This is a genomic window from Mannheimia sp. USDA-ARS-USMARC-1261, assembly GCF_000521605.1.
Lineage (GTDB): Bacteria > Pseudomonadota > Gammaproteobacteria > Enterobacterales > Pasteurellaceae > Mannheimia > Mannheimia indoligenes.
Genome location: NZ_CP006942.1, coordinates 949,749 through 967,422 on the forward strand (window position 1 = coordinate 949,749; position 17,674 = coordinate 967,422).

The following is a 17,674-nucleotide window of genomic DNA, read 5'->3' on the forward strand; positions in this document are numbered from 1 at the left end:
TCATTTGTTTGTAAAATAAAATTCGGCGTAGAAAATAGCACAAAAACACTCATTTTTAAAGTAAAATGAATGAATTGCAGAAAGTAAGAAAAAGGACAGACTATGCCGACATTAAGTGTTGCAATGATTGTAAAAAACGAAGCCCAAGATTTAGCAGCCTGTTTAGAAACAGTGAAAGGCTGGGTTGATGAAATTATAATTTTAGATAGCGGCAGTACAGATGAAACCGCTGAAATTGCGGCTCACTACAATGCGAAATTTTATACTAATACTGATTGGCCGGGCTTCGGTAAGCAGCGGCAGCTTGCTCAACAATATGTAACAAGCGATTATGTACTTTGGCTTGATGCAGATGAGCGAGTAACCGAAGAGCTGAAACACTCAATTTTACAAGCGGTCAAAAAAGACGAAAAAAATGCCGTTTATAAAATCAGCCGCCTAAGCGAAGTATTTGGCAAGCAAATTCGCCATTCAGGCTGGTATCCGGATTATGTGGTGAGGTTATATAGAACAGATTTTGCAAAGTATGGTAATGAATTAGTTCACGAAAAAGTCCATTATCCAAAAGAAGCAATCGTCAAAAAGCTACAAGGCGATTTATTGCATTTTACCTACAAAGATATTCATCACTATTTAGTAAAATCTGCAAGTTATGCTAAAGCGTGGGCAATTCAGCGAGCGAACGCAGGAAAAACCGCTTCATTGTTTGATGGCGTAACACACGCTATTGGCTGTTTTGTAAAAATGTATTTCTTAAAAGCAGGTTTTTTAGATGGAAAACAGGGCTTTTTATTAGCCGTACTTTCCGCACATTCTACCTTTGTAAAATATGCGGATTTATGGAATCGCACAAGAAAATAAGTTGATTTGTTTAATAAATTCTCCTCTTTAGCGAAGAATAAAGAGGAGAATTTATAAATTATGCCCAAATTTTCCTGATAAACGGAATAATAGTTTCTAATGAATTAGGAATTGATATTAAGGTTAAATTCATCTGTGATGCTTTGTCAGATGGCGGGCAGAATGCAATATGTTTATCGACATCATTAATCGGTTTCCAACGGCGAGGAATCGCAGAAAGCCGGCTTGGATAAAATCCAATCGTTGGAATATTCAATGCTCCGCTAATATGTAATGGACCGGTTGAGCCGGCGATAAACAAATCAGCACAGGCAAGCGAGCGTGAAAAATCTTGCAGCCCTTCGTTTTTGTCATACACTACTACATTTTTATGATTTACTTTTTCAGCTAAGGCGTTTGCTTTTTCACTTTCGTCTTTTCCTGCCGTCAAAATCACATAACAGTCAAATTCTGCCACAATGCCTTGAATCAAATCCGCATATTGCTCAAGAGATAAATTATTCGCAGAACCACCTGTTGAACTATGCACAAACAGCCACTTTTTATCGGGAGTAATATTCAGCTGCTCACATAACTTCGCTTTTTGTATTTGGACAGTTTTCTCATCAAACGCTAAATAAGGTGTGCTAGGCTCTACAATTTTAACGTGATGTTTGACTAAAAACGCACGGGCTAAATCCAAATTATATTCCGATTCTGCTTTTGCCGATTGAGAGCGACGTTGGGTTAAACGATGGTTATAGAGAAATTGAAATAACTTTGTTGCCGGAGCTAGGCGATGTTTAATACCACTTTGCCAAGTCAGCTTTGCATTATACCAATCGGATACAAAACAGATTACCGCATCAAATTGTTCATTTTTAACCGCTTGTAAAATACGGTTAAACTCATTTTTATCTTTCTTGTTTGGCGTATCAATAATGACCTTATCAATAGAAGGGCAAAGTTCTGCAAGTGGAGCGGTATAGCTTGGCACAAGTGCGGTAATTTCCACTTCAGGTAATGATTGCTTCAACATCGCAAAAGCGGGAAAGCAGACCATAAAATCGCCGATTTTATCATTTCGGATCACAAGTAGTTTTTTCATTGTATATCTCTATTTTAAATTTACATCTAGCTCATTTAAAGTATTTGGGTAAGCGGTCAAATTCTACCAAAACTTTGCAATTCGGGTCAGTAAATTTTAGATGAATTTTTAACGCTTTTCAGCTAGAATATTTTCCTTGAATGCATACGCAAGCGTTTGCGTTTAATTGTTTTTACTTTCAAAATTTATAGGAATTCGTATGTCAGCAACAATTTTAGAAGCTTTACCTCTAGGTCAGAAAGTCGGTATCGCATTTTCAGGTGGTTTAGATACCTCAGCAGCACTTTTATGGATGCGTAAAAAAGGGGCAGTGCCTTATGCCTATACCGCAAATTTAGGTCAGCCGGATGAAGATGATTACAACGCAATTCCGAAAAAAGCAATGGAATATGGTGCGGAGAATGCTCGTTTAATCGACTGCCGTCAGCAATTAGCCCACGAGGGGATTGCGGCAATCCAATGCGGTGCGTTCCATATTTCAACAGGCGGTATTCCTTATTTCAATACTACACCTCTAGGTCGTGCGGTAACCGGTACAATGCTTGTAGCCGCAATGAAAGAAGATGATGTAAACATCTGGGGCGATGGTTCAACTTTTAAAGGTAATGATATTGAGCGTTTCTACCGCTATGGCTTATTAACTAACCCAAAATTAAAAATTTATAAACCGTGGTTAGATCAACTTTTCATTGATGAACTTGGCGGTCGTTTAGAGATGTCAAAATTCTTAATCGAAAACGGCTTTGATTACAAAATGTCAGTGGAAAAAGCCTACTCAACCGACTCAAATATGCTAGGTGCAACCCACGAAGCAAAAGACTTAGAAGAATTAAGCACCGGAATGAAGATCGTAAAACCGATTATGGGCGTGGCGTTTTGGGACGAATCGGTTGAAATCAAACCGGAAACGGTTTCTGTAACTTTTGAAGAAGGTGTGCCTGTTGCATTAAACGGTAAACGTATTGATGATGCGGTGGAATTAATTATGGAAGCGAACCGCATTGGTGGTCGCCACGGTTTAGGTATGTCAGACCAAATCGAAAACCGTATCATCGAAGCGAAATCTCGTGGTATTTACGAAGCTCCGGGAATGGCGTTATTACACATTGCCTACGAGCGTTTAGTTACGGGTATTCACAACGAAGATACGATTGAACAATACCGCATTAACGGTTTACGCTTAGGTCGTTTATTGTATCAAGGTCGTTGGTTTGATCCGCAAGCACTAATGTTGCGTGAAACGGCTCAACGTTGGGTAGCGAAAGCGATTACCGGTACAGTAACGCTTGAACTACGTCGTGGTAACGACTTCACGATTCTAAACACAGAATCACCAAACTTAACCTACGAAGCAGAACGTTTAAGTATGGAAAAAGTGGAAGATGCACCGTTCACACCGGCGGATCGTATCGGTCAATTAACAATGCGTAACTTAGACATTGTAGACACTCGCGGTAAATTAGCAGTTTATACGGATGCAGGCTTATTATCAGCGAACAACAGTGTGATTCCGCAACTTGGCAAGAAATAATAAGTTGATCCAAATTCTGATAACTTTTAGAATCTAACAAAAGCTGCCCCAAAGTTAATGCTTTGGGGCTTTTGTTTGTAAAGTGAATGTGATGAAATTAGTTGAAATTTTTACAGATGGTTCGTGTTTGGGGAACCCCGGCAAAGGTGGAATTGGCATTCTGCTTCGCTATAATGGGCACGAGAAAACTGTCAGCAAAGGTTATTTTCAAACCACCAATAACCGAATGGAATTGCGTGCGGTAATTGAAGCATTGTCAATGCTAAAAGAGCCTTGCAAAGTGCAGCTGAATAGCGATAGCCAATATATGAAAAACGGCATTCAGAAATGGATTTTTAATTGGAAGAAAAACGACTGGAAAACCAGTGATAAGAAACCCGTTAAAAATAAAGATTTATGGATTTCGTTAGATAAAGAAATTCAACGCCATCAAATTGAATGGGCGTGGGTGAAAGGGCATTCAGGTCATCGTGAAAATGAAATTTGTGATGAGCTGGCAAAAAATGGGGCAAACAATCCGACTTTAGATGATGTCGGCTATGTTGTAGAATAAGTATTTTTACAAGCGGTTATATTTACTCGCTACGCTCGCTCCTTCGGAGCCGTTGGCAAAGCCAACGTTCAAACGCAAAGCGTTTGTTACGAAAAATTTGCAATCTGCAAAATTTTCAAAAAATCTTACCGCTTGTTAATTTGTGTAGATGAGTAATTTTTAGCAAAATAGGGCTACGCAAACGTTTTCTTTTTTTGTAAAATAGGAGAGCTTTAAGCTTTTAAGGGTTTTTATGGTTGATTTAATTATTATCGGGATCATTGCGTTTTCTGTACTGGTAAGTTTATGGCGAGGGTTTACGAATGAGGCGTTATCGCTCCTTGGTTGGGTAATTGCTTTTTTTGTAGCAAGTTCGTTTTACCCTTATCTAAGTGGTTATTTTACTCAGATAAATTCAGTTTATCTGCAAAATTCAGAATTTTTACGCAATGGTTTAGCAGCAGCCATTTTATTCATTTTAACGTTAATTGTATGTGGCGTAATTAACGGTTTATTAGGCAAGGTGATTGATTTAAGCGGTTTGTCTATTACCGACCGTATTTTAGGCGGTGCTTTTGGAGCGTTACGCGGCATTCTAATTGTTTCGGCAATTTTATTTTTCTTAGATACTTTCACGCAAGCAAGCCAAACGGAATTATGGAAATCATCATTATTAATTCCACATTTTGACTTTATTGTGAAATGGTTCTTTGAACAGTTACAAACAAATTCTACTTTTCTAAACTCGACTAAATAAAGAGGTTTTTCTATATGTGTGGCATTGTCGGTATTATTGGGAACTCACCTGTCAATCAGGCGATTTATGATGGCTTAACATTATTACAACACCGAGGACAAGATGCTGCAGGTATCGTTACCATAGACGACGAAAATCGTTTCCGCTTACGCAAAGCGAACGGTTTAGTGAGTGATGTGTTCCAGCAAGAACATATGCTACGCTTACAAGGCAATGTGGGGATTGGACACGTTCGTTATCCAACGGCTGGGAGTTCAAGTGTATCAGAGGCTCAACCTTTCTATGTAAATTCGCCATTTGGGATTACGCTTGTACATAATGGTAACTTAACGAATAACGCGGAGTTAAAAGAGCGTTTGTTTAACGAAGCTCGTCGCCACGTTAATACCAATTCAGATTCAGAATCTCTTCTTAATATTTTTGCTTATTTTCTCGATCTGTATTCTACCCGGCATTTAAGCCCGGAGAATATTTTTGAAACAGTACGCAAAACCAATGATAGCATCCGTGGAGCTTATGCTTGTATTGCAATGATTATCGGGCACGGTATGGTGGCATTTCGTGATCCGTTCGGTATCCGCCCGCTAGTTTTAGGCAAGCGTGAAGTTGAAGGCAAAACAGAATATATGTTTGCTTCAGAAAGTGTTGCATTAGATGTGGTGGGTTTTGAGTTTGTACGAGATGTATTGCCAGGAGAAGCTATCTATATTACCTTTGAGGGCGAATTACATTCCCAAATTTGTGCGGATAATCCGAAACTTAACCCTTGTATTTTTGAATACGTTTACTTCGCTCGCCCCGACTCTGTGATCGATGGTGTTTCTGTTTATGCCGCTCGTGTGCATATGGGCGAATTACTCGGCGAGAAGATCAAACGTGAATGGGGGCGTATTGTTGATGATATTGATGTCGTTATTCCGATTCCGGAAACCTCAAACGATATTGCCGTGCGTATTGCTAACGTACTGTACAAACCTTATCGTCAAGGTTTTGTGAAAAACCGCTATGTGGCTCGTACCTTTATTATGCCTGGGCAAGCACAGCGTAAAAGCTCGGTTCGCCGCAAGCTGAATGCGATTGCCTCAGAATTTAAAGGCAAAAGTGTACTATTAGTTGATGATTCTATTGTGCGAGGCACAACTTCTGAGCAGATTGTGGAAATGGCAAGAGCTGCTGGTGCAAAACGTGTTTATTTTGCCTCAGCTGCACCGGAAATTCGTTATCCAAATGTTTATGGTATTGATATGCCGACCTGTGAAGAACTAGTGGCTTATGATCGTTCAGTGGAAGAAGTCGCGGATATGATTGGTGTAGATAAATTGATTTTCCAAGATTTAGATGCTCTTTATAAATCAATTCAAATAGAAAACCCAACCATTCATAACTTTGATGATTCTGTATTTACAGGTGAATATATCACAGGCGATATTGATAAATGTTATTTAGATGCCATTGCGAAATCCCGTAATGATAAAGCTAAGGCAAAAGCGGCAAAGCAAGCCACAAACTTAGAAATTCATAACGAAAGCTAAAAAGAAAACTCGCAGCTAAAACTGCGAGTTTTTTGCTATTGCTTTTTCTTCTGTTCTGCTAAAGCATTTTGCATACGCTGATGCATTTCTTGATAAGTAGGTTTAAAAGCATCACATTTTTCTTGATCTACATTTGCCTTTTGGTGATTGAACCTATTATGTTGCTGATGAAAATATTCCATTGATGCTTTGTCATTTTGCATAGTAAGAAAATTTTCTCTCCCCAATAAGTCATTTAACACCCTTTGCTCAAAATATTGCATCGTTAAATGTTCAGCTACATTCCAATTATCATAAATTTTCTGATAATCAGATTTAGCTAGATCAGGATAAATACATTGCTCAATATTATTTAGCTGACGAATTAAAATTTTTACGTCCAGTTCGGAAATTTTGTATTTCGGCTCATTGTAAGCGGTCGAATTTTCCAAATTATTTGCAAATGCAAAAGATGAACTAAATAAGAGAACTATTAATGCTTTTTTTAACATACTACCAACTTAAATTAGTTTAGTACCCAAACACGACCGTAGTGCTTCATTAAGCCTGCAACGTGTCCTGCTTTATCGCCAATACCTTGATATAAATCGAAGTGATGACCTTTCACCGCACCACCTACATCAAGAGCAACCATTAAACGCATTTCGTGTTTGCCTGTCCAGTTTCCATTATTATCAATCAGTGGCATTTCAACCAATAACACACTACCGGAAGGCACAATGCTGCGATCTGATGCTACAGATGCTAATGGCACTAACGGCACACCTGCTGAGCCTTTTACTTTGCCGTAAGGATCATTTTGGAAGAATACATAAGATGGATTACGCTCTAGCAAGCCTTGAACGCGGCTAGGATTACGAGCTCCCCATTCACGAATGGCTTGAACTGACATTTTCTCTTTCGGAATTTCGCCATCTTCTACTAATAAACGCCCAATGCTTGCATATTTGAACCCATTTTGTCCTGCATAAGCGAAATAATTTAAACGACCATCGCCAAAATCAACATAGCCACTACCTTGAACCCCTAACAGGAAGTTATCAAGCATTGAATTACTATAAGCTAATTCTAAGCCTTGACCTTGCAATGCTCCTGCATAAATTTCAGCTCGAGAAAAACGCTTATTCGATGGCATTGCATAAATTGGGTGCTGATATTGCCCTTGTGGAGTGCGACGAGCTTTAATTACAGGCGAGTAATAACCTGTCATTAATACATTTTGATAACCATCTTCGCCACGCATTAAACGTGTACTAATACCATATTTCGCCAGATCATTAATATTTGCCCCCGATGAAATCCAACGGCTCACTTTACCATAAGCTAACGAATGGATATTGGCTAGGCTGCTATAAGTGCGAACATTAGAAAGCTGTTGTAAAAAATCGTTCTGATTAACAGGGGTAGCATTTAAACTTAAACGACCGCTTTGAAAATGCGTACCATAAGGCATAAACTGACGACCGTTATATTTCGCCCCAAATTTTGCTTTATCAGCATCATAAGAGGTTGAACCACTTTTTTTGCTTGGTGTAGAAGAACAACCCACTAAAATACCGGCAACTAAAGCTACAGTTGTCGCAGCAATTGACTTTTTATATGCTTTCCAATTCATCGAAAATCCTTTCATCGTTAATAAAATGTGAAAAATGAAGCATAGCAAAAATGCTATTAAAATAAAACAAGAATATGGCTTGTTTATATTTAAATCAATAAACGTATTTTTATACTATTTCTGTTTTAAATTAAATCACTTAGAGTGATTTTTTATAATTTCGCTTGTCATTATGACAAATTGATATATTATGTATCCATCAGACGCGGGGTGGAGCAGCTTGGTAGCTCGTCGGGCTCATAACCCGAAGGTCGTTGGTTCAAATCCAGCCCCCGCAACCAAATTTTCAGCCCTTGATTTTATCAAGGGCTTTTCTTTTACAAAAAATAAGTGAAAATCCACCGCTTGTTTCCATTAAATACTTCCTCTCTTTCTTATTTCTCGCTACACTGAAGTCATCTTCCCTAAAATTTTTTTGGATTATGAGCAATATTTTAACTGTTACCCAACTTAACTATTCTGTCCGTCATTTGCTTGAAATGGAACTCAACCAAGTTTGGCTGACCGGCGAAATTTCTAATTTCAGCCAACCGGTTTCAGGGCATTGGTATCTCACCTTAAAAGATGATAAAGCCCAAGTACGTGCAGCAATGTTTAAGATGAAAAATGCGAGAGTAAATTTTCGTCCGCAAAATGGTATGCAAGTGCTGGTAAGAGCAAGTGTAACTCTGTATGAACCAAGAGGCGATTACCAGATCATTCTTGAAAGTATGCAATTAGCAGGGGAAGGACTATTACAGCAACAGTTTGAGCAGCTTAAAACAAAATTAGCGGCTCAAGGTTTATTTGCTCAAGAACATAAGAAACCTATTCCACAATTTGTAAAAAAGGTTGGAGTTATTACTTCATCAAGTGGAGCAGCGTTGCAAGATATTCTCCATATTTTACAACGCCGAGATCCAAGCCTAGAAGTGGTGATTTACCCAACGTTAGTTCAAGGTAAGGAAGCCACACAAGATATTGTCAATACAATAGAACTTGCCAATTGCCGTAATGAATGTGATGTGCTGATTGTTGGACGGGGCGGTGGTTCGTTAGAGGATTTATGGTGTTTTAACGAAGAAGTCGTTGCTTATGCCATTTATCATTCCAACATTCCGATCATCAGTGCAGTAGGGCACGAGACAGATGTAACTATTGCTGATTTTGTTGCTGACTTACGAGCTCCAACCCCTTCAGCAGCAGCGGAATTGGTAAGCCGTGATCAAAACGAGCTAAAACGCCAATTACAACACCAATTTGATAAAGTCAATTTAGCCTTTGACCGACTTTGGACAGCAAAAATGACTCGCTTCCAACAACTTCATTTACGCCTAAATGCTCAACACCCAATGAAGCATATTCAAGCACGCCAACAAAAATTTGACTATATTGAATATAGGCTTGAACAGGCGGTTTATAAATTGCTCTCAGAGAAAACACAGCAAACGAAAGAACTCAATTTACGTTTAATCAATCAGCACCCACAAAAGCAGATAGAACGTCAAAGCCAGCGATTAGCTCAAATCGAACAAAGACTACACTGGCAAATAATGCAAAAACTAAACAAAAAACAGCAACAGTGGAAAAATGTGGTTCAGCGTTTTGAGCGAAATCCGCTACCTTACCAAGTTAATCAACAACAAACGGTACTGGCAAAATTTTCTCAACGCTTGAATTATGCAATGGAAAAAACGATGCTCAAAGAGCAACAACATTTCCAAGAACTTTGTACTAAATTGGAAGGGCTAAGCCCATTGAAAATTCTCACTCGTGGTTACTCAATTACGCAAACAGAGGCGGGAAAAATGCTCACTTCAAGCAGTGATATCAAGCCTGGAGAGATGATCATTACACAGCTAAAAACAGGAAAAATAAGAAGTCAAGTAGTGGATTTTTTGTAGGGGAATTTTTGAACGCCATCTATTTTGAAAATTAATTATATGAAAATCAGTAGGTTAAATATTTATAAACAGGGTTGTACACTTACTTATCCACAGATGATGTGCATAACTATTTTTGTAAAGATGACTTGAGTGCTGAATTTTAAATCAACCGATTTTAAAGGCGTTTTTTACGCTTGCACAAGCGGTCATATTTTTCTATAATCTCGCAAAATTTAAGCCAGTGTGGCGAAATCGGTAGACGCAGCGGATTCAAAATCTTATGCGTAAACTGATAGGACATACAGGCGATTGAATAAAAAGCACTCTTAGCCTGAGTGATGAAATTGGTAGACATGACGGATTCAAAATCCGTTGGTGAATAACCGTGTCGGTTCGAGTCCGACCTCAGGCACCATTTGAATCACACTTGTAGTTTCTCTCTTTCAAATAATCAATTCAAATACACCGTATTAATGGCCAATACTCCTTAACCCTTGTTAAGAGAGTAAATTATGAAACCATTACAAAACGGTACAAACAAACCTTTTACCATTACTATTGCTTCAACTAAAGGTGGCTCTGCCAAGAGTACGAATGCTGCTAACATTGGTGCATTCTGTGCAGAACACGGTCTAAGAACCCTTCTTATTGATACCGATACCCAACCCACATTAAGCTCTTATTATGAGTTGGAATATCAAGCTCCCGGTGGAACTTACGAATTTCTGCATTTTAAAGATGTAGATCCTACCCACATTATTTCTAGAACGACTATCCCAAATCTTGACTTGATCCAGTCTAATGACCCGTCAAATAAAATCAGCCCAATGCTGAGAGATTCACCTGACGGTGCATTACGTTTTAGTTTACTGCTCCAGAAAATTGAAGGTTATGATGTCATCATTATTGACACTCGTGGTACCAGAGATATTACTGTCGATATGTCTGTATTGGCAGCAGATGTTTTATTCTGTCCTATTCTTCCCCACATTTTATCTGCTAAGGAGTTTATTCGTGGCACGATTGGAATGTATCAAGACCTCGAAACCTTTACGGCATTTGGCTTTACCCTACCACCGCTGAAAGCGATGATTAACTGTGTTGATCACACTAAAGATGTCAAATTGGTTTCCGACTACCTTCATACTCTCTTCCAAAATGAGTTTGATGAAAACAAAACATTGCTGGAATTTTCGGTACCTGACCGCGTGGCATATCGTGAAGCGGCAACTTTTTCAAAACCGGTCTATCGTCAGAGCCAAGCTGAATATGAAACGATCAGTCAGCTTTGTGCGTTACTGATGCCACAGTTTGCAAACTCTCACTTCTCAGCATAGAGGGAGAATGTATGTCTAGCTTAAATAAATCACTTGTACAGCCGCATTCTATAGAGGCTGAATTTTCAGTAATCGGTGGATTACTCTTGGATAATGAACTCTTTGATGAAGTGAGTAGCAAAATCAATGAGGGGGATTTTTATAATTTTACTCACCGTCTACTGTTTAAGCATATTTCCGAATTGATTGAAGCCGGTAAACCAGCAGATATATTGACATTGGATCAATACCTTACCCAGAAAAAAGTGATCGAGGATTTGGGCGGATTTGCTTATCTTGCAGAAATAGTCAAAAACACTCCATCTACAGCTAATATCCACGCTTATACGGATATCGTTCTCTTATATAGTAAACAGCGACAGCTTTTAAAACTGGGGCAGTTTATTGTTGATCAGACACAGAGTGCGAAAACGCCAGATAAGTTTGAAGCTGTTGTTGATGACATTGAGAAAAAAATTACTGAGTTTAGCCTATCAGATAATACAAAATCTGCAGCAGATTTAAGTGATATTTTTGCCAATATGCTCTCTCGTATGGAACTCTCGGCTAAAAATGGAGATCCTGTGACAGGTACTCCAACTGGTATTCAAGGTATTGACGAAGCGACAACAGGTGGACAGCCAGGCGATTTAATCGTGATTGGTGCCCGCCCTTCTATGGGAAAAACCGCATTTTCTCAAACTATCGCTTACCATACACTTAAAAAATTCGAGTCGGCTCCTGTGTTCTATCACAGCATGGAAATGCCGGCAGATCAGATTTTACAACGTTTTCTAGCTATGCGTGCCAGAGTGGGATTGCAAAATATTAGACAGGCAGACAGTTTGGATGATGAGGAATGGTCAAAACTAACCTCAGCAATGGGCTATATCCTAGAACATTGGAAAAATCGTTTAGTTATTGATGATGAAGGTAGTCTCACGCCTCAAAAATTACGCACTAAAGTTCGACAAAATGCTCGTAAATATGGCAAACCGGCAGCTATTTTCATTGATTACATTCAGTTAATGCAAACCTCGCAACGTTATGAAAATCGCAATTTAGAAATTGCCAACATCTCTCGTTCACTCAAATTACTGGCAAAAGAGATGGATTGTCCGGTTTATGCCCTCTCTCAGCTGAACCGGTCTGTGGAACAACGTGCCAATAAACGCCCGATCAACTCTGATTTACGGGAATCCGGCTCACTTGAGCAAGATGCCGATGTCATTTTATTCATCTACCGAGATGAAGTTTATGATGCGGATTCTCCGTTTAAAGGCACTGCTGAAATCATTATCGGCAAGCAAAGAAACGGACCACTTACTTCCGTAATGACGAATTTCAGAAGTGAATTTGCCCTATTTGAAAACAGAACAAACACAACGCATTAGGATAGATTATGACAAAAGATGAAAAAAGACTGGCAGCGATAGCAAAAGGATTAAATGTTTCACCTATTTCAAATACGGCTCCATCCTACCAAACAGCCACACCAACGCATTACAGTAGCGATGTTGAATATATTACAGTAACACTGGATAAGTTGCGTCCGTATGAGCATAACCCTCGGAAAACCCGTAACCCTAACTTTGAGATGATCAAAGAGTCTATTCGTCGTCGAGGGTTAGATCATAAGCCGAATATCACCCGTCGTCCGGGAGAAGATTTCTATATTATCGCTGACGGTGGTAATACTCGTATTCAGGCACTCAAGGAGCTCTTTACCGAGACCAAAGATCCAAAATTTTGGTCCATCAGTTGTCAATATAAACCTTGGCAAGGTGATACTGCCGACAGTGTCGAAGCTGAACTCAATTTACTTATCGGGCATTTGATTGAAAATGATACCCGTGCGGATTTGTCATTTATTGAAAAAGCATTGGGGATTTTGCAGGCGAAGGAGTATTACGAGAAAAAATTAGGTAAGTCTCTTTCTTCGAGAGAGTTATCTTCTGAGTTAGAAAATGATGGATATATTATCTCTCATGCTCTCATTCTTAAAATGGAACGTTGTGTTAATTACTTATATCCACATATACCAGAAGTTCTTTTTAGTGGTCTTGGTCATACACAGATCGATAAACTATTAGCTATTCGTAATAATGCTGAAGAGGTATGGGCAGCCCATCAATTTGATACTGATGTTACTTTTGAATCGCTCTGGTCAGAAAATTTATCCAAATTTAATGAGGCTACACCATTTCAAGCAAAAGAATTCCAAAGTGAATTGATTACGGCAATGGTTGAAGCTTTAGAGGGTAAAGTGAGTTTTGAAACACTTTATCTGGATATTGACTTAGATGAACAAAAATTCAAAAAAATAGCGGCTAAACAACAAGAAATTGATAATTTAGTTGAAAAAACAGTCGATCAAATCAATACCAGACAGGAACAACAAACTGCAAAATCTGAACCTCTCATCAAAAATGAAAATAAAGCCGTTACTCCCCAAAAAGCTCAACATATTATTGATGAGGTAATTGATGATAACGAAAGTGATGATGAGCAGAATAACGCTATTACTGATTTATCTCAGCTTGGCTCTTCATTGCTCGATAACCAAGATAATCAAGAAGATTATCTATCCCAAATTGCCCATAACTTTGGACTCACTCCGGGAATGAGTATTCAAGAACAGCGAGAGCAACGAGCTGAAGCGAATGGACTGACTTTTGCTTGTGAAGGTCGCCAACCGGTTGAAGATATTTGGTTGATTCACCCCGCACGTCAATATCGCTCAGAGGCCTACTCACTGGCCTTAGATATTGCCGAAAGTATGGGCATTGACCATCTGGTTGAACATATTGTGAAACAACCAGTGGATTACACTTATGCAATGAAACCGGCAGATACTGAACTTTCACCGTCTGCTTTAACACTCTACTCATTCCTCTCAATGTTACAGACTGCTGAACATAAAGATGAAAATAGCTGTGTCTTAGATTCCAAATTCCTGTTTGAGCTTGATGATCTTACCTTAGTCAAAATTTTCCGTCTCATTCGGGTCAGTCGCCATATTCGCCAACAAGGAGGAGAAAATGATTAAGCCGATTACCGTAAATGAAGCATTGATTGGTAACGCCCTGCTCAATATTAAAGAGGGAAATATCCATCCTTGTCTAAAAATGGGATTTTCTGAGGAGCAACTAAAAGCGATCAATAATCTCAGTATTGATGAAATTATGGATATTAGCAACTCCGTTGTCTCTTTTGCTAAGGTGGAGATTAATCACGAAACCTTTTGGAAATTACTGGCTATTGCACAAGCCAATACTCAACAGCGACAAATTATTGACCGAGCATTATTGCTCGGAGCCTCTATTGAAATGTTGCACCAGTATTTTGGTTTATCAACCTCTGAAGTCTCGGCTCGCCGTCAATTACTCGGTATCGAAGAAAAAATGGGACGAAAAGCGGCAGCAAGTGATGAAGAATCTACCCATATTTGGGAAATTTGGCAAAGATACAAACAACGAATGGAAATCCTAGATTCACAAGAAGGATTAGAGCTTCTGTGTCTGATTGCTGAGGAAGGCAATATGAATCTAACGGTTGTTTGGAAACTGGTTTCCGAATGGTATTCAAAACATAAGTAAAAAATAAATGCCCCGAAGTTGGAGCTTTGGGGCATTCGATATTGAGTCTTGTATCTCTATCTTATGAATTACAAGGACTTTGCAGAAGTCCCGTGCATTATAGCCATAGGAGAGAGAATAGCAAGAGAAAAACTCTTTTATCCTGGTGGAGAGAAACAATGTTTAGCAGCACGAATAAGCCAACAGAGCATGGATTGCTATTTTTTGGCAACCAACACGAAACAGTCCCTACTCGATTATTACAAGATCCCTGCCTTACACCAAGAGCAAAGTTTGCTTGGCAGCTCATTAAGTGCAATGTTCAAGCCTTTCAAGGAGGATTATTTCCCTCTTATGAGACGCTCAGCAAAATGTTATCCGATAGACCTTATGCGGAGGCTAAATTATCGGAAAAAGTCGTGACTCAAACACTCTATTTACTCCGTCTTACTCGCTGGCTTACTTTATGTGAAACAGTGCGTGATGAGCGAGGTTATGTACAAGGTAATGTTTATATCCTACATGATGAACCTGTGCCAATTTTAGATGCAATTCAATTAAATAGCGACTATCTCTCTTTTTTAGATAAATGCACCAAACATAAAGATAGCCTTATTAATGGTGTGGCAAATCATATTGTTGAAAGTCTAATAACAGACAAAACCAAATGGCACTATGTCTCTCATTTAGACTGTTTACAAAGTCGTTATCAGATATACCAGCAACAGCAGCTGGTGAAAGATAAACAGCCATCGCAAACAGAACAAGAATTAAGCAAAATTCAACAAAACATCCTAACTTCCACTATGGAAGTTAGGGATTTTGATGAGGAAGTCAGGAAAAAATCCTCTAAAAACCAGACTTCCAATAAGGGAGTTAGGGCTAAAAATGAAGATAAGTCATTGATTTTAGACTTACTTCCATTAGGGAAGTCAGATGTACAGTACCGTACTTTATATATTAATAAGTACTGTACTGGGGAACCGAGCGAAATTACTTGGCCACAAGAAATCCCATTAACTTCACTTGAACAAAAACTTACTGCACAGGCAATGAAGGGATTAGACCTCGGTTTATGCCAAGCTATTTTGTTGGAAGCACAACAACGCATTATTCAAAAGCAGGATGTGAAAAAACCGAAAGGTTATCTCTATACGCTTATCCAGCGGGCGAAGCAGGGTGAATTTAAACCCTACTATTTTGAATTAGGAAAAAATCTTCCCTCACAGAATCAGGCTAACAATAATTCTGCTCATTCTATACAAAAACTGACTGAGCAGCCTACTGAGAAACCGGTCTTAACTTCAGCAGACAGAGAGCAAATGGCTAGTCGTATGCAGAAGTTTAGAGCTGAATTACTTTTACAATAAGATTAAAAAACAATCACTGTTAAGGGGCTTAATAGTGAGTGAAAAATAATCAGTGTGTACCAGGTACACAATGGATAAAAAATAAACAGCGTAGGCAGTGTCTGCAAAGATTAAAAAACAGACAATGGAAAGCCCCTTTCCAAAGACTAAAAAATAATCAAATAAACAAGGAGCATATATGACCACTCAATTAGATCCTCAACTTGGTCCACTTCGTAGTGAGATCACTTTTACGTTACATACCCAATATGCCCATAAATTATGGGTGGGGCGACCAATGATTCGTAATGAGGAAGGCAAAGTAACTCAATCCTCCATTATCAGCGTACCAAATTGCTTTGCAATGCTAACCCAAATTCAACGGGCTGCATCAGAAGATGATCCTTATGCTGACGATTATCTGATTCAATTTGAAGAAAGTGTGATCAATTATCGGAAGGAAATCCAAAAGCTCACCAACGACATTGTCACGCTCTACGCCAAAATGTTGCCGGAGGGAATTTCTATTGAACGCTGTGCCAATATTTCCCCGATTTCTTACCCGATTTATGTTAATTCACAGCTAGGGTATCAATTACTCTACTTACTTGGTGATTTTGATAGCCTTTGCCGTTCAGTAATGACGGCAGCTCATATTGCGATTATCAATCGTGCAGAAGCTCAAGATTGGATTGAAGCTGGTGCAAGGTTAATCCGGAAATGTTTTGGGATCGTTGAGCGTTATAAGAGTTCAGGAATCACTCGTCGGGACTATCAAGAAAAGAATGCTCGCTATCAAGCTGCGATAAAACGAATGGGCTATACACTCTCAGATGCTGTACTTACCGGTGAGCATCGTGCTGAGTTTGCTCCCTTCATCAAGCAAAACACTACTGTTGAAGAAGAGCAATCCGTAGAAACCCATATCACGGCACAGACAAATGAATCTCAAAAATAAGGAGTGATATGAACCTCATCTCTGATGAAATTTATCGGCAATTAGTCAAAGATTCTGGGCTGAATACTTCTCTGAAACAGCTATTTAGCCATTTTGACACTGGCTCAGACTATGAACTTTTGCAAGAACAGTTCACTCAAGCTCGGGCTTATTTTATGGCTGCACAGGATAGTATGGTGCAGTCTGTGCGGCAGGATCTTTCACCTTTGGCTGTTTATATGATTAAGGATAAGGCCTCATCCTCAGGCGGTACATTTTTACGCTGGCGTAGTATGCAAAATGCCAGAACCGGTGGCACAGTTTGGCAGCCGATTGTAGATGATAAGTCTGTCCCAGTGGAGGTGAGGAAAAAAGTTGTCGCAGTAGAAAAAGACAGGATTTTGATTAATATGCAGATTTCGGTGTTTAATCATATTTTGCGACAGTTGGCAGATTGTGCTGAAAAGTTGAAAGAGGTAGATAATGCCGTTGCGAAATCAGACTTAAATTCGTAGTAAATTTATATATAATAACTCCTATATTGGTTGTGTGTAAACGCCAACCACGGTGGGCTGACGTGGTAAAACAAACAGTCCGTTAATTAGGACATATTCAAGTTTGTAATACCTGAAAAAGTGCAGTTTGTAAATCCTGCATTAAAAGGCCTTTTAAAGGTAAGGGTACAAGCCCCTTACCTTCACGAAGAAAAAGCCT

At 39.0% G+C, this 17,674-nt stretch carries 16 protein-coding genes and 2 tRNA genes; 15 read left to right on the forward strand and 3 right to left on the reverse strand.

Features of this window, described 5'->3' with window-relative positions:
- Positions 1-102: 102 nt before the first annotated feature.
- Entirely contained in the window at positions 103-861 is a 759-nt protein-coding gene (locus X781_RS04595; RefSeq protein WP_025235790.1) for a glycosyltransferase family 2 protein, read from the forward strand.
- A gap of 58 nt (positions 862-919) precedes the next feature.
- On the opposite strand, the gene X781_RS04600 is transcribed toward X781_RS04595, so the two are convergent.
- Positions 920-1,948: a glycosyltransferase family 9 protein gene (locus X781_RS04600; protein WP_025235791.1), complete on the reverse strand. Its 1,029-nt coding sequence runs from the start codon at positions 1,946-1,948 to the stop codon at positions 920-922.
- Between the two features lie 199 nt (positions 1,949-2,147).
- On the opposite strand from X781_RS04600, the gene argG reads away from it, so the two are divergent.
- The 4 genes from argG to purF all read left to right on the forward strand — a co-directional run bounded on the left by argG (position 2,148) and on the right by purF (position 6,300).
- The gene (gene argG / locus X781_RS04605; protein ID WP_025235792.1) at positions 2,148-3,479 is read left to right on the forward strand and encodes an argininosuccinate synthase; all 1,332 of its coding nucleotides are present in this window, start codon (positions 2,148-2,150) and stop codon (positions 3,477-3,479) included.
- A 91-nt stretch (positions 3,480-3,570) separates the two neighbouring features.
- Positions 3,571-4,032: a ribonuclease HI gene (gene rnhA, locus X781_RS04610; RefSeq protein WP_025235793.1), complete on the forward strand. Its 462-nt coding sequence runs from the start codon at positions 3,571-3,573 to the stop codon at positions 4,030-4,032.
- A gap of 232 nt (positions 4,033-4,264) precedes the next feature.
- Positions 4,265-4,768: a CvpA family protein gene (locus tag X781_RS04615; RefSeq protein WP_025235794.1), complete on the forward strand. Its 504-nt coding sequence runs from the start codon at positions 4,265-4,267 to the stop codon at positions 4,766-4,768.
- 14 nt (positions 4,769-4,782) lie between these two features.
- The gene (purF, locus tag X781_RS04620; protein WP_025235795.1) at positions 4,783-6,300 is read left to right on the forward strand and encodes an amidophosphoribosyltransferase; all 1,518 of its coding nucleotides are present in this window, start codon (positions 4,783-4,785) and stop codon (positions 6,298-6,300) included.
- A gap of 35 nt (positions 6,301-6,335) precedes the next feature.
- Here the strand turns inward: purF and X781_RS04625 are convergent, their stop codons facing one another.
- Together X781_RS04625 and mltA are read right to left on the reverse strand one after the other, a co-directional pair.
- Complete coding sequence (locus tag X781_RS04625; RefSeq protein ID WP_025235796.1) at positions 6,336-6,791, reverse strand: DUF5358 family protein; 456 nt, start codon at positions 6,789-6,791, stop codon at positions 6,336-6,338.
- A gap of 14 nt (positions 6,792-6,805) precedes the next feature.
- On the reverse strand, positions 6,806-7,915 hold the full coding sequence (gene mltA, locus X781_RS04630) for a murein transglycosylase A (RefSeq protein ID WP_025235797.1): 1,110 nt from the start codon (positions 7,913-7,915) through the stop codon (positions 6,806-6,808).
- 204 nt (positions 7,916-8,119) lie between these two features.
- Between mltA and X781_RS04635 the strand changes: the two genes are divergently transcribed.
- The 10 genes from X781_RS04635 to X781_RS04680 all read left to right on the forward strand — a co-directional run bounded on the left by X781_RS04635 (position 8,120) and on the right by X781_RS04680 (position 17,475).
- Positions 8,120-8,196 (forward strand) — tRNA-Met (locus X781_RS04635).
- Between the two features lie 141 nt (positions 8,197-8,337).
- Entirely contained in the window at positions 8,338-9,798 is a 1,461-nt protein-coding gene (xseA, locus tag X781_RS04640; protein WP_025235798.1) for an exodeoxyribonuclease VII large subunit, read from the forward strand.
- Positions 9,799-10,109: 311 nt separating this feature from the next.
- Positions 10,110-10,195: transfer RNA gene (locus X781_RS04645), tRNA-Leu, on the forward strand.
- Between the two features lie 97 nt (positions 10,196-10,292).
- A complete protein-coding gene (locus tag X781_RS04650) occupies positions 10,293-11,117 on the forward strand; it encodes a ParA family protein (RefSeq protein ID WP_012340861.1) in 825 nt (274 codons plus the stop codon).
- 11 nt (positions 11,118-11,128) lie between these two features.
- Entirely contained in the window at positions 11,129-12,490 is a 1,362-nt protein-coding gene (gene dnaB / locus X781_RS04655; RefSeq protein ID WP_012340860.1) for a replicative DNA helicase, read from the forward strand.
- 8 nt (positions 12,491-12,498) lie between these two features.
- Positions 12,499-14,145 carry a ParB family protein gene (locus tag X781_RS04660; RefSeq protein ID WP_012340859.1) on the forward strand — a complete coding sequence of 549 codons (1,647 nt, stop codon included), beginning with the start codon at positions 12,499-12,501 and terminating at the stop codon, positions 14,143-14,145.
- Complete coding sequence (locus tag X781_RS04665; protein WP_012340858.1) at positions 14,138-14,695, forward strand: DUF2857 domain-containing protein; 558 nt, start codon at positions 14,138-14,140, stop codon at positions 14,693-14,695. The genes X781_RS04660 and X781_RS04665 overlap by 8 nt, the downstream gene beginning before the upstream one ends.
- A 158-nt stretch (positions 14,696-14,853) precedes the next feature.
- Positions 14,854-16,044 carry an STY4528 family pathogenicity island replication protein gene (locus tag X781_RS04670; RefSeq protein ID WP_012340857.1) on the forward strand — a complete coding sequence of 397 codons (1,191 nt, stop codon included), beginning with the start codon at positions 14,854-14,856 and terminating at the stop codon, positions 16,042-16,044.
- A gap of 178 nt (positions 16,045-16,222) precedes the next feature.
- The gene (locus X781_RS04675; protein ID WP_012340856.1) at positions 16,223-16,981 is read left to right on the forward strand and encodes a PFL_4669 family integrating conjugative element protein; all 759 of its coding nucleotides are present in this window, start codon (positions 16,223-16,225) and stop codon (positions 16,979-16,981) included.
- Positions 16,982-16,989: 8 nt separating this feature from the next.
- Positions 16,990-17,475 carry a DUF3158 family protein gene (locus tag X781_RS04680; RefSeq protein ID WP_012340855.1) on the forward strand — a complete coding sequence of 162 codons (486 nt, stop codon included), beginning with the start codon at positions 16,990-16,992 and terminating at the stop codon, positions 17,473-17,475.
- Positions 17,476-17,674 lie beyond the last annotated feature (199 nt).